Annotated in this window: 10 protein-coding genes; all 10 read left to right on the top strand. The window is 38.7% G+C overall.

The features are described from left to right. Window positions 1-7 precede the first annotated feature (7 nt). The 10 genes from AC4J95_RS03970 (at window position 8) to rbsK (ending at window position 13,963) form a co-directional block, all read left to right on the top strand. Window positions 8-748, top strand: a complete 741-nt coding sequence (locus AC4J95_RS03970; RefSeq protein WP_494548695.1) for a hypothetical protein — start codon at window positions 8-10, stop codon at window positions 746-748. Window positions 749-769: 21 nt separating this feature from the next. Further along, window positions 770-1,873 (top strand): hypothetical protein, encoded by a 1,104-nt coding sequence (locus AC4J95_RS03965; protein WP_494548694.1) that lies wholly within the window; start codon window positions 770-772, stop codon window positions 1,871-1,873. Between the two features lie 156 nt (window positions 1,874-2,029). After that, a complete protein-coding gene (locus tag AC4J95_RS03960) occupies window positions 2,030-2,824 on the top strand; it encodes a helix-turn-helix domain-containing protein (protein WP_494548693.1) in 795 nt (264 codons plus the stop codon). A 277-nt stretch (window positions 2,825-3,101) separates the two neighbouring features. Then, window positions 3,102-3,665: a VanZ family protein gene (locus tag AC4J95_RS03955; protein ID WP_494548692.1), complete on the top strand. Its 564-nt coding sequence runs from the start codon at window positions 3,102-3,104 to the stop codon at window positions 3,663-3,665. Window positions 3,666-3,955: 290 nt separating this feature from the next. Continuing rightward, the gene (locus AC4J95_RS03950; protein ID WP_494548691.1) at window positions 3,956-7,924 is read left to right on the top strand and encodes a SpaA isopeptide-forming pilin-related protein; all 3,969 of its coding nucleotides are present in this window, start codon (window positions 3,956-3,958) and stop codon (window positions 7,922-7,924) included. After that, window positions 7,921-9,597: a SpaH/EbpB family LPXTG-anchored major pilin gene (locus AC4J95_RS03945; RefSeq protein ID WP_494548690.1), complete on the top strand. Its 1,677-nt coding sequence runs from the start codon at window positions 7,921-7,923 to the stop codon at window positions 9,595-9,597. The genes AC4J95_RS03950 and AC4J95_RS03945 overlap by 4 nt, the downstream gene beginning before the upstream one ends. A 105-nt stretch (window positions 9,598-9,702) precedes the next feature. Beyond that, window positions 9,703-10,524: a class C sortase gene (locus AC4J95_RS03940; protein ID WP_494548689.1), complete on the top strand. Its 822-nt coding sequence runs from the start codon at window positions 9,703-9,705 to the stop codon at window positions 10,522-10,524. 64 nt (window positions 10,525-10,588) lie between these two features. Beyond that, window positions 10,589-11,188, top strand: coding sequence for an alpha/beta hydrolase (locus tag AC4J95_RS03935; protein WP_494548688.1), 600 nt, complete (start codon window positions 10,589-10,591; stop codon window positions 11,186-11,188). Window positions 11,189-11,213: 25 nt separating this feature from the next. After that, window positions 11,214-11,555 (top strand): hypothetical protein, encoded by a 342-nt coding sequence (locus tag AC4J95_RS03930; protein WP_494548687.1) that lies wholly within the window; start codon window positions 11,214-11,216, stop codon window positions 11,553-11,555. Window positions 11,556-13,027: 1,472 nt separating this feature from the next. After that, window positions 13,028-13,963: a ribokinase gene (rbsK, locus tag AC4J95_RS03925; protein WP_494548686.1), complete on the top strand. Its 936-nt coding sequence runs from the start codon at window positions 13,028-13,030 to the stop codon at window positions 13,961-13,963. Window positions 13,964-14,003 lie beyond the last annotated feature (40 nt).

Here is a 14,003-nt window from a genome sequence, read left to right as displayed (position 1 = left end):
AGAAATTTTGATCATAAATTGGATTAGCGTTGCGCTGGTCATTTTGATACTGATTATTTGGTTTCGTCGAATGGTTATTAAGATTCAATTACAGCGGCTTAAATTACCACCAAATACACCGTTGTCCTTCCGTCGAAAGTTGGAGGTTGTCAAACAAGCAGAACAGGGAAAGCATGTTTCGGCTCTGTTGTATCTGACCATTCTCTTAGCGGCGGGGTTACTTTTGGCCACTTATGGACTATTTCGAATGGAAGAACAGTTACACGTTGTAACCGAACGAACCAATCAGTTAAAAGACGAGTTGTACACAATTAAAAAGGAACAGAAACAAATTATAACAAAATTGCCAATCAAGGCGTATCCGAACAAGGGTATTGGCTTGAAGGAGTATCCATGGGAGGAATTGTTCGCAGAAGAAAATCGAGAGAAACAGTACGAAATAGAAAGTGATCTGTCCACAAAGGTTAGTCCATACTTTGGACTTTCCACAACATTGATTGTGTTGGATATTCCGACGCAGACCTTGAACATTGCCTTAGCAGGTGATTCTGGCAGTGAAGAAAATCGGCAGCAGATCAAGGACAACATCAAAGCCTTTGCGAAGGAAGCGAAAGACGTATCCAAATTGACTCAGATCACCTTCCAAATGAACTTGATGAATGATAAAAATAAGAAAAAAACGTATAGCTGTACCTTCTCTCGCGAGAATGCGGATGAAGAATTTACATTGATCCAAGAAGAAGAGTAGAGAAAGAGGAGAGAAAACAACATGACAGCACAACAAAAAAAGAATGGCTGGTTTTTCAACAAGAATATTATTGATGAAATCAATTCTGTGCCAGAAGAAGAAGTAATGATTGAGGAGTCCCCCAACGCGACAGTTGAAAGAACGACCAGAGGGCAAAATGATGAAGTCTCAGAATTAAGACGAACCATTTTGGAAAAAGATGAGCAAATTGAACAGGTCAAAAGAGATACTGCACTGGAGGCCCAACGATTAACAAAAGAAAATGAAAAATACAAGCAAGCACTTCTGCGAACCGGTGAAGAGAAAGCGGAGAATCGCCGACAAATACAAGATTTAGAAGCGGAAGTTCGCCGAAATCGGCAAGAGATTCAACGCCTACAAGACAATAAAGAGATGGGCTATTTGAAGGAACAATTGGATCAAGCAGAAGAAGAAGTAGCTTCGTTGAAGGATTCCTTAAAGAATCATCAAACCTTAGAAGAAGAGCTGAAGGAAGCCAAACAGCAAATTCACGAGTTCGCTATGGGACAAAAAGATGTGGAAATGCAGCATCATGAAGCCCTTCAAGAAGTTGAACAACAAATGGATAATTTAGCTAAAGATCTTCATGAAAAAGAAGGTTTAGTGGATCAGTTAGATCAGTTAATTGCAGAGAAGGACCAAGTGATTTTAGAAAAGGAAGATCTCATTCAACAATTGATTGAAGAACAAAAGCATAGTGATTCAGTTTTAGAAAGTGATCATATCACTAAATTACAGCGCCAAATCACAGCACTTCAAAAAGAGAATGAACAGTTGAAGGAAGAGGCGATTCAATCGCAGCATGAAATCGGCGAAGTACTTATTTCTGCTCGTCGTCAAGCGAATCGGATGGTGGAAAAAGCGAAAATGGATGCGCAACGCATCGTTAAGGATTCTGAAGCAGAGCTGCAAACGATTCATGATCGGGCAAGAGAAATTTCTTGCGAGGTAGACGAATCTCGGCAAACAATTATGAGTATTTATGAAGAATTGAAAACTCGCGTGGATCAATTAGCTCAAAGTGACGTTCCAGACTTGGAAGAAGTCAAAGGGCGCTACGAGTATCCAAAAGTTTCGGTGATCTCGCGTAAAGAATACCAATAATAGCGATAAAACACAGTTGGTATCGGTAGACAAATAAAGGAAACAATGTAGATGGGATGTAGGGCTTCATTGTTTTCCTTATACATAGTGTTTCAATGAATTATCTGAATCATTATATAAGTATCAAGCTTTTTTTATAAAAAAGGGGAGATTTGAATGAATCAAGTGTTGATTCTAACGAAGAATATTTTAGCTGAACAGGAAATTCAGCAAAAAATTCAAACATTAAATTATGAAGTTTACTGTTCGTCAAAGATATTTGAAAACTTTAGTAAACGAATAGAACTATCAGAGTTTTTTAAATATTTCCAATACATCATTTTAAGCGAATCAATTTGTGAGTCAGAAGTAATAGAGATCATTCAGCTAATAAAAGATCATTCTATTCGAATCATTCGAAAAGTAGAAACAAAAGTCACTGAAATGGATCATCAGTACTTGGAAGAGGAGCTTCTCCATGCGATTATCTCGAACGAAGATTCGGTGGATGAGCTACGAGAGTGCTTATATGCATTGAAGCCGCAAGAGGATTCGGAAAGACTCTCTTATGGAACAAAAAAATATGTACAGTTGTCAGATAAAGTCTCTCTGATTCGCCCGAATGCATTGCAAAAAAATGTTTCCTCACCTGAAGAAAATTATCAATTTTTAGAGGTGATGCATCATTTGTCTCAGACAGAAATGCGGATTTTATATATCCTTTTTCAAGCCGGAAATAAGGTTGTTACGCGAGAAATGATTTGTCATAAAATTTGGAATGAAGAAGTCAATAAATCGCATTTGGCATCCTTGTCCAGTACAATCACTAGAATCAAGAATAAGTTTGAGCAGACGAACTTAACCCATAAAGCAATCCAAACCTTATGGGGAAAAGGCTACCGAATCAATCCAGAGCTGTTAGATCGTATTCAAAAGAATGATGCCCTTCAGATGCTTGTTTCGAATGAATAAAAGAATATAGATAATTAGTAGATTACTTATAGAATAATTACTATAAAAGACTTTTCAAAACAGCACTAGTCTAATTGCGATACTAAACTAGAGTAGTGCTGTTATGTAAAGTCTATTATATTTTTATAAATAATCTGTTATAGTGGGCTTTCTCTGAACCAAGTATCGAGTGACAGTCCCTTTCATTAAACTTTTCTTGCGAAGTGTTCTTTTTACTGTTCCCTTTGAAATGTTTCGATATAATAGTTTGCTATAAGACTGTCGAGGAGGGGATCAAATGAAGAAAATCATTGCAGGGATCGTGTCTTTTATACTAAGTTATGGGATGGTTTATTATTTGGTCATGCCAACGCTCCAGAACTATCCTCGTTTGGCTCGGATGGCACAGCGATTTGAGTATACGGATGAGGCGTTGTGGATCTTCATTTTTTTAAGTTTATGGCTGTTTTATTGGCAGTGGGAGCAGCGTCGGTTGTGGAATATCTATCTGTATTTGTTTTACAGCTGCTACTTTTTATTATTGTTCATCATGCTTTTCACGAAGGCACGGGCTTATCATTCGTTTAATATGAATCCCTTTGACTTATTTTTGAACAACGAGCAACAGGTTGTTGAGCTGTTATTGAATATCGGCTACTTTATTCCGTTAGGTTGTCTATATGGTCTGCGAGCGAAGCCGCTAGAGGCGGCCGTGATCGCTCTGATCACGATTATTGGGATCGAGACGATCCAATATGTTTTTTACATCGGTACCTTTGATATTTGGGATATTATCACCAACTTCACTGGCTGCATCATTGGCTATTTATTTTCTTTACAAATCAAAAAGAGAATCGTATAAATTGACTACTAATGACTGGGTTTTTTTCCCAGTCTTTTTTATTTATATTGTTTATTTTCTGAATATTCAATCGTTTCCTCGTAATAAATAGCTCTATTATAATTTCTAAACGCCATTATTATGTAAAAGTATTTGAAAATTTGAAAATTTAATAGTAATATTAAATTATAAAAATCATGTTTCAGTTAATTGATTTCCTTTTTTTGAAGATTTCATTTCCTTTTTTGTGATATGAATTCAATTATCTGAGAAAAGAATAATAAAATGAATTGAAGGAGTGCTGCCAAACGATGATCAGGAAAAAATGGAATACAGGGAAAATGATGGTCCTAGCAGTAATCTTCTTTTGTCTATTTTCCTCCGTGTCTCCGATTCTCTCATTAGGACAATCAAATGAGGAAAATTCTTCCTATCAACCGACAAGTGGAACACTTAACACGAGTGATAGCTTGTCATTTGTTGATTCTGAGCAGAGCACGAATTCCGTCAATGCTGAAAGTTCCGAAGACTCTGTCGTTTTGGAATCTAGTACAAGTAATTCGAGCATGGAAAAACCTGTCAATGACCAGAAAAATGAGCCAGCTGCTTATGAGACACGGGATGTTGATAAAAATATCATTGATTCGGTTGTTGTGATGGATTGGGAGTTGTACCGAGAGCATGGTGGAAAGCACGAGTCTTTAACGGAGATTCCTAAAAGTAATGCAGTATCAAATCAAGCTTACAATCTCACTTTTGAATGGAAGATACCTTCAGGCAAGCTAGGCAGAAGTATTATGGCTGGCGATTTTTTTACTTTAGATATTCCACAAAATGAGAATCCAGATACGGGGCATTGGTATGCGGTTCCGAGTGCGTGGAGTACGGTTAATGCTGAGGACGGGACTCCAATTTATCAATATAGGATCGAGAACAATAATGATAACAATACACAGCAAATTCGGATTGAATTTTTAGAGGGAATTAATAACTTTCCTACTGATACGATTGAGAGTTCGATTTTAGACTTTCCGGGTGTTATGAACTATATCACAAAAGCGGGGGTTCAAAATGTTACCTTTGGACAAATCTCAAAAACAATTACCTTCAATGCGATCGCTTTGAATCGTGGAAACGGGTTTTCATTTAAATACGGATCTGCGGGAACCAATAATTCATTAAAATGGGGAATTCAGTTTAATGGGGCTTCCAATATCGAACTAGGTGGCGATAAGGTTGATTACGGTGTAAATGGAGGACAAGGCAGTGACTATCAAGGGTTCTATACAGATAGACCTGATCGGAATGTCTGGCTTCCTTGGGGAACGAATTACACAGATATCTATGCAGAAGAAGCTAATTTAAATGGGGGTGAATTGGGTGGTTATGTAGAAGATGTACTGCCAGCCGGAGCAGACCTGACTACAATAACAATTGCCGCTTATATCCCTATTCCAATCGGGCTTACACAAGACAATTATGCTAGGCAAGAAGGTTCCTATCTATCTTCTACTGCCGCGTATCAATCTTTTGTTTTAGCAGATTATGGTAATGGCCCGACCTATCGATCAGACGGAGATAGCGGCGAGACCCAGAAACCGAAGCCTGGGACTGGCTTTACTCTTTTGACACAGAATGCAGATGAGTCTAAGACATCGTTCAAAAAAAGAATCCAAGCAGCTCCCTATCAATATGGTGTATATAAAGACTCTACTGGCGTACCAACTGTCATGATCCATTACGGTTCTATGCGTAAGTTAGGGAACCAGCAAGAAAGTCTGATCAATTTAACTGATACCCCTTATACTGGGCGAACAATCACGAATCCAAAATCAAATGCAACAGTAAAAATCACACAATTTGCTGCTAAGGCCGCTGATTACTCTATCAAGCGAGGGTATTATGCCGAAGCAGACCGCGAACTGCTGGAGAATTATTACTCCATTACATTTGGAGATACGAATACCATTGGTGGGAAAATCGCTTCCTATAACATTTCCTTGACGGTCCGCTATCCGCCAGACACACCATCTGGTCTGGTCACAAATGAGTCAGCAATCTATACTCGTAGTGCTTTGACAGCTACTGAAAGTTTGCCCAAAAAGGATAAAGGAGAGTATTCTTTTAAAAACCCTTATGGCAGTATTTCTATTAATCCGAATCAAGCATTATTACAAAAATTCGATGTAGAACTAGATGAAAATGAACAATATATCCCAATCAATGGAGCGGAATTCAAGTTGCAGGTACAAAGTGGCAACGATTGGATCGATGTAAAGAAGAACGATAAACTACTGGTCTTTGAAACAGCAGGACTTCCGTATTTTGAGGAAGAAATCGAAAAGACCGCCAATGGATTGATCAAGGTTGATTTTGGAGAGTTAGGACTGGCGAACGGAACGTATCGATTCGTAGAAACAAAAGCGGCCGCTGGTTATGATGAAAAAGAATCACCTAATTGGGATGGCACTCAGGTAGTTTCTAGTAAGTTTGAGATTCCTTCGACAACATCAAGAGGACCAACAGTTACGGTATGGAATAAAAAGCTACCACAAGTTGAATATACCGTGGAACATTACGTACAGAAAGCTACGGGTAATGATACTTCGGTCAAAGAAAATTTTGAATTGAAGAAAACAGAGAAAAAGAACGGTTACTTAGGACAAGAGATCAAAGGGATTCCTTTGGAGGAACTTTTACTTTCTTATGAGTATGATGAAGACTTGTCTAAAAAGCATGGCATGATAATCGGTAAGGTGACGGAAGATGGCAAATTAGTTTTACAGTTATACTACACAATTGCAGCAGAGGTTCCGTTCACGCTGTATAAGCAAGGAGATAACGGAGAAGCGATGCCTTCCGTTGATTTGAACGGGAATCAACTCGTTGATGAACAAAATAGAGAACTGAAAGTTGCTTTTGATGTGTATGAATATCAAGGGTCAGGTAAACCTAGTAATCTTGGGGAAGGTCCGATAGGGAAACCAACTTTGTGGGAGCAGGTAAATAAGGAAGGTCCAATCACAACGGACGCTCTTGGGCGACTGCGTGTCCCAAAAATCACGGATCTGACAAAGTATTATGCGATTGTTGAAGTCGAGACTTATCCTGATTATGTATTAGCTTATAATGATCCAGCAAAAACGACAGGTTCTGCTGGATATCGAGAAGTGTATTGGGTAGTAAAAATGGGAGCCAAACCTGAAATGTTTTCTACGCCAAGTTGGGCTAACGGAACAGAGGTTGATAAGCCAGAATTCGAAATGCCGAGCGCGGCGAATAATAATCAATACATCTTAAAAAATCGCAGACCGGATATTTCTTTATTTAAGGTGAATGAGCAAGGTGAGGCGATGCCGTCATCAGAGAAACAAAAAGTGCAATTTGATATCTATCGGTGGACTGATGGAGGGTATTTTGAAGAAAATTATCCTTATTCATGGAGTCAATGGACGAAAATAACTTCAGAGGCTGCTACGGATAATGAAGGTTACTTTGCAACGATCGGGCAGACAGGTCTAAATGGAACAGATAATAAGAACTATGACTGGTATGCCATTCGCGAAACCAGTACCTATAGCGGCTACCAAGAAGCAGAGGGCTATTGGTTAGTAAAAACCGCTTGGAATAAAGCTACTCAAAAATTTGAGATCTTTGATGTGAAATATAAAATCAATGAGAATGGATCAATTGTTGATGGCGATGACCAGGACCCGGGCCATAAAATTAGTGATGATAGAACACAATTGTATCTGACCAACAAAGCGAAGTCGATCAGCTTCTATAAGGAAGATGGCAAGAAAAATCCATTAGCAGGTGTTCATTTCAAACTTTATAAAGCGAAGGAGTCGGAGGATGGAATCGAAACTTCCGAAGATCCAGGAGCTTCTAATACTAAATGGGACACAGCGAACCCGACAGAGTTGGTCAGTGCCGATAACAGCGGGGAAGTCGTTCTTGGCAAATTAACTCGCGGAGATTATCTGTTGGTTGAGACAAAGACACTTCCAGGCTATCAGCTTCCCGCTGGTTCATGGATCATCACCATTAATTCCTATGGTGAGATCGAAACGATCAGAGGACGGGGAGATCCATTGCCGCCTGCGTTTCGGGTGGACAAGGGGAGTTATTATTTACCAAATTATTTACCGAATACTTTACCTAATGCAGGTGGTTATATGAGATTGTACTTAGCTGTGTTAGGGATCGTGTTACTAGGTTCTGGAGTACTTATCTTTCAGAATCGAAAAAAAATAACTGAAAAAGAGGGGAAAAGATGAAAAAGAAATTAAGTAAAATAGTCGCGGTATTATTCATTTTAGCAACAACATTAGGTGGGGCTCTAACTGGCTATGCAGCAGATGAGGCCATTCGACCGGATAAGGGGAATTTAACGATTCACAAGTATTGGGCAGAGGCGGCAGCAGATGTGAAGGATGAGGGCGATGGTACCAAGTTAACCGGCAACAATATTCCGGACAATCCAGCCGTCAAAGGGATTCAATTTGATGTATATTCAATGACACCTAATGGTTCTTCAACGCCGGATACCCCACCATCAGATAAAGACGGTTGGTCATATTCAAGAAGCGGTCTTGAATTAACTGTAAAAAAAGGTAGTACTGAACACAAATATACATTAGTAAAGCAAATCGCTGATGTTGCGTATGCTGATGGTAAAACTGACGCTAATGGTGAACTAAAGTATTCTGGTTTAGATGCTGGTTACTACTATGTGGAAGAAAACTTAACAGCTTCTGCGGGATACGAAGTCCAAGGAACTGGTAATGATAAAAAAGTAATCACTTCAGCTTCAAAACCGTTTATCGTAGCGGTACCGATGACAACGCCAGCTGGAGATGATTGGAATGAGGACGTTCATGTATACCCGAAAAACCAAGGATTGAATCCAGAAAAGAAACCAAACAAGCCTTCCGTTAATGTTGGGGACGAAGTTGAATGGACAATTACTGCCAATGTACCAACAGATATCGGTACGTATTCTAAATTTGATATTACCGATGAATTAGATAAACGTCTGAACTATGTATTTGATCCTAGTGATATTAATGCGAGTGCAGTTGTAAATGGTTTCGGTGCTAGTGACAATATCTTAACTACTTTAACCAAGACAGATGATTATACGGTTAGTCGAACACCCGCTGGTACAGGAACGAAAGAAAAGATTGTCATTTCTCTAACGTCAGCTGGAATCGCTAAATTAGCAGGTAATAAAGATATCGTAAAACTATCGGTTTCTTTTAAAACAACAGTAAATGGCAATATCGCTTCGGATTTAGAGAATGTCATCAAAAATGAAGCGAACATCGAATTTGAAAATGATTCTACTACAGGTACTGAGAAAGTACCTACACCTCCATCTGAAGTTGATACCGGAGAAATCGTGATTGATAAGAAAGCTTCTGATGGATCAACTGATTTGGAAGGTGCGGAGTTCCAATTGGCCTCTGATGATACCAATGCAACGAATGGTGATTTCTTGAAAGTTAAGCTTGATCCAACCAACACCTATATCATCGATATCCTTGATAAAGATGATACAGGATATGCTGCTGCACATGATTGGGTCGTTCGTCCCCATGAAGCGGTCACAGGTAACCTAGGTCTAAAAGACGGAATTTTTTACGCAACATCCTTTGAAGGTCTGCAAACTCATACTGTTTCAGGAGCTAGTACTGCTTGGAATAGTTATTGGGTAGTCGAAACCAAAGCACCTAAAGATTACAATCTGTTAGGTTCGCCAGTTCAAGTAACTTTTGATGATACTCATGAAAGTAAAAATTATGTTTTATCTGAAACGGTCATCAACAAAAAAGGCTTCACCTTACCAAACACCGGTGGCATCGGTACAATGCTTCTAGTAGTGGTAGGGATCGTCTTTATCGGTCTGTCAGTGATCTTAACCATGAATAAAAACAAAAAGAACGCTTAAAAGAATTAAATAGATGGCCGAGTCAAAGGGCTCGGCCTTTCTACTACATAGAATTTGCCGGAATTGATCAACAATTAGTGAAAAATTGATAGAAAGGATCATGCGATGAAGCGGGCGATCTTGATTATTTTGTTATTAGTAACGGGGATCGGTATCATTGCCTATCCTTTTATCGGAAATTACTTGAATCAAAAAAATGCGACAAAAGTAGCCGAAACGTATCAAAAAAATGTCGATAAATTGTCCCTAGAGGAAATCACCGATATTTTTCAAGCGGCTCAAATCTATAACGAGAATCTCTTAGGACAGCCAGCGCATGACCCGTTTATCCCAGGCTCTGGCATCGTCATGCCGGATAATTATTATCAGGTGTTGAATGTCAAAGGGACGATGGGTCAGCTTAAGATTCCGAGTATCGATGTCGATTTACCGATTTATCATGGGACAAAAGACAGCGTATTAAGAAAAGCTGTTGGACACTTGGAGGGATCGGCTATGCCGATCGGGGGTGAAGGGACTCATACTGTGTTGACTTCTCACACGGGGTTGACAGAGGCTAAGTTATTTACCAATCTGACCGAACTGAAAAAAGGCGATCATTTTTACATTCATGTATTGAATAAAATTTTCGCCTATGAAGTCGATCAAATCCTAGTGATCGAACCTGAGAAAACGGAAGCGTTGAAGGCGATCAAAGGGAAAGACTATGCGACCTTATTGACGTGTACTCCTTATGGTGTCAATTCCCATCGCTTATTAGTGCGGGGAAAAAGAGTGCCTTATCACGCCCAGAAAAAAGTGAAAAAAAAGAACATCAGTCAAGAGGATCGCATCTTATTGAGAGCAGTCTTGATAACCACTGCTGTGATGGTGTTATTGATTTTATTAAATTATTTAAGGATTAAGCGTAAAGATAAAAAAGCCTAATCAAAAAAGTTGTTCCTAGTAACGATTCGTGTTAACTTACAATTAGTAAGTGAGGTGCGTGGAGATGGAATATCTTTATCAGGTAGGAAAACCCGAAGGTAAAAAGTTTATTTTGTTGCATGGAACAGGCGGCGATGAAACATCTTTAGTAGAATTGGCGAAAGTTTTAGACGCGGACAGTGCGATCTTATCCTTTCGCGGGAAGATCAAGGAAGACGGGATGAACCGCTTCTTCAAACGCAACGGCTTGAATCAATTTGATTTTGAAAGCTTAGAAAAAGAGACCGATAATTTGCTGGAAGCCATCACAGAGATTAGTGCAGAAAAAGACATCGCGTTAGAAGATTGGGTCCTAGTCGGCTACTCGAATGGTGCAAATATCGCGGCCCATCTATTGTTGGAGCGGGAAACGACTTTATCCAAAGGCATCTTTTTCCATCCAATGTCGCTAGAGGTTCATACCCAATCTTCTAGTTTAGCAGATAAAAAAATTTGGGTTTCTTATGGCGGGGCACAGGATCCGATTGTCAGTGACGAATCTTTCGCTGAATTAGTTGCGGCTTTCCGCGACCGTGATGCGGATATCACCGTAATAGAAACACCCTACGGACATCAGATCTCGATGGATGAAGTGCAAAATGCCCGTGATTGGTTGAAAGGGTAGTGACACGCTTTTCGGATGTGGTAAAATGAGTCGAAGGGGTGGCGTAATGAACGACTCATTTGATTACAAAGGCTTGACCTTAACATCAACAGATTTAGCATTCAACGATGAAGAATTGCAAAAATTACTGACCTTTGAGGGCGCGATCACGCATGAACGCTTGAAGGGCTTTAATTTTCACTATTTTTTGATGCCTGAATACGATCTGAACGGCTTGTTAGCCAAACTTGGTGAGGCTGAGCGCAAAGCAAAACGTATTTATTACATAACAGGAGAGCTAGTCTCCAGTGATTTGAAAAACATGGCGGTAGACGGCTACTACATGCCGACCAACTGGGGCTTCATGCATGTCGATAGTCATAAATAAGCGGTGGAAGAAACAATCTTCTACCGCTTATTTTGCGAGTCCGACTTTTCGCAGGCTTATTTTGTTTGAGCAGGTTGCGTTTTTTTAGAGCTAGATGTTGAACACGAAGTATAGTCGGATCGTATGCGAACGACGATAGACTCCTCTTTCCGCTCTTTGCCAACGGATGCTATCAAAAAAGAATTGCAGATCGCTCCTCAATGGATCATCAAAGTCCACAGTAAAGGGAAAAGTTTTTTTGCACGGATACAAAGGATACTTAGCAATATCCACAAAAGTCAGTATATTTTATCGAGTATTATGACGTCAGCTTATATCATGGATATGAGAAAATCTGGTGAATCCTCATTGTTGTCTTACATTCATCTTCATAATTCTTGTAATGACGGAGAAAGGAACGATAAGGATAGTGCACACGCGCCTGTGTTCAATAAAGTAACTCATATTCGTGGTGAAGCAACATAAGGGTCACATTTATTTTTTCCAACTCTCTCTAGATTTGATCAAAATCAATTAGGCCATACCCAAAAGTTTCAATCGTTTTATGAGGAAAAAACTGCTTTCAATCATCGGTTATCCATTTCTTCAGACAAAGGACAAGTTCAGTCTTTGTCTTTCGCCAATTTGATGACTTATCTGACTTTTGGGCGGCCATGACCCATACTGTCGGCGATCGTGCAAATGCTCAATATTTCATTGACCAACTCCAATATTCTACGATAGTGTATCATAAAAAAAAACGCCTATATAAGAATTTTCACAAGATTGTGCTCTATCATTATACGGGAGGGATCGGTTTTAAAATTGAGTATGATACTTTGATTGGCAGTGACCGGTAACATTTGTGGCAACGGGCGGTAATAATTGTGTCACTGGGGGGAATTTCAGGTGGCGGATATCATGGTGGTTTTAACTGGTCAATTTCTTTGCCTGAGGCGGTCAATTCTGAATGCTTTATACATGGATCGTCAAGAAATGAAATTTCGAAAAAAATAGAATTATCATAGATTGAAAATTATTATTTAAATACTGTTATTAAAAAAATATTTATCATGATTTCAGGTATAAACAAGAAATATCTTAACTATTAATTGATCGCTGTTATATCGGGGTTTAACAATAAAAACAACATGGAAAATATTTGTTTCAAAATCTTGTTAAATTAAAAAAACGTTTTTTTATAAAAAGTAGTTGCAATCTGACAATAGATAAGGTACATTTGTGTTGCAAGAAAAGTAAACGTTTACTTTGGGCCGGATTTGACAAAAAATAAGATTCAAAAATATGAATTGAAGGATGAGATTTGAAAATCAATTTTTTTAAGAGAAATCTTGTTTTTAGAGTAAACGTTTTTTAAACAAGATGCTCAATAATAGCAGATGAAAAGTTGGTGTAAAAATGATTTGAATATAAAATGTATAGCCAAATTTTTTTTGGAACTAAAAGTAAACGTTTACTTCGAGGAGGATTCTATGAATAAAATAGTTGTTCTAGGTAGTTTTATGATGGATTTAGTAACAAAGGTTGACAGGTTGCCTCAAGATGGAGAGACATTAATTGGTCAAAGCTTCATTCAAAATGCTGGGGGAAAAGGTGCTAATCAAGCAGCGACAATTGCTAAGCTAGGAAGAGCAGTGACTTTTGCTGGCATGGTTGGAAACGATGACTTCGGATTAGAAGCGAGAAGAGTTTTAGATTCTCTGGGCGTATGCACAAAAAATTTAGAAATTACAAAGTTGGCACCAACAGGGATCGGAAATGTAATGGTAGATAATGATGGAATGAATCGAATTGTGATTATTCCAGGTGCAAATTTAGTGTACTCAGCAAAAGAGTTTAATCAGATCAAGGATTTAGTTCGATCAACTGAGTTATTGGTGTTACAGCTTGAAATGGATTTTGAATTAACAGAACAGGTGATTGATTTCGCCCATAAAAATAGAGTGAGAATATTACTAAATCCAGCACCAGCGAGAAAATTGTCAAAAGAGATTTTGATGAAAATTGATTATTTGACACCAAATGAAACTGAGTTGGGTATTTTAACAAATCAATCTATCCAATCAACGGAAGAGGCAATTCAGGCGGCTAAGCTATTGACAAAGGAAGGAGTAAAGAATGTCATAGTAACACTTGGAGAAAATGGGGCTATCTGGGTTGATGAATCTGACACTATAACAAAAATGAAAGCCTTTTCTGTTGACGCTGTAGATACTGTTGCAGCAGGGGATTCGTTCAATGGAGCTTTAGCATGCGGTATTATTGATGATCTGGATAAGGAGGAAATTTTAAGAACTGCCAATCAGGTTGGGGCTTTAACAGTCACAAAAGCAGGAGCAATTCAAGCGCTACCAACGATTGAGGAATTAGAAGAGTTTCAACAAGTAATAGATCGAATTGAAGTCTAACAATTTGAGTATTTCAGTAATTATTCAAACTATTTTATTT

It is taken from the genome of Enterococcus sp. GPZ-007, from assembly GCF_059374735.1.
This window is presented reverse-complemented; position numbering and strand designations above follow the sequence as displayed.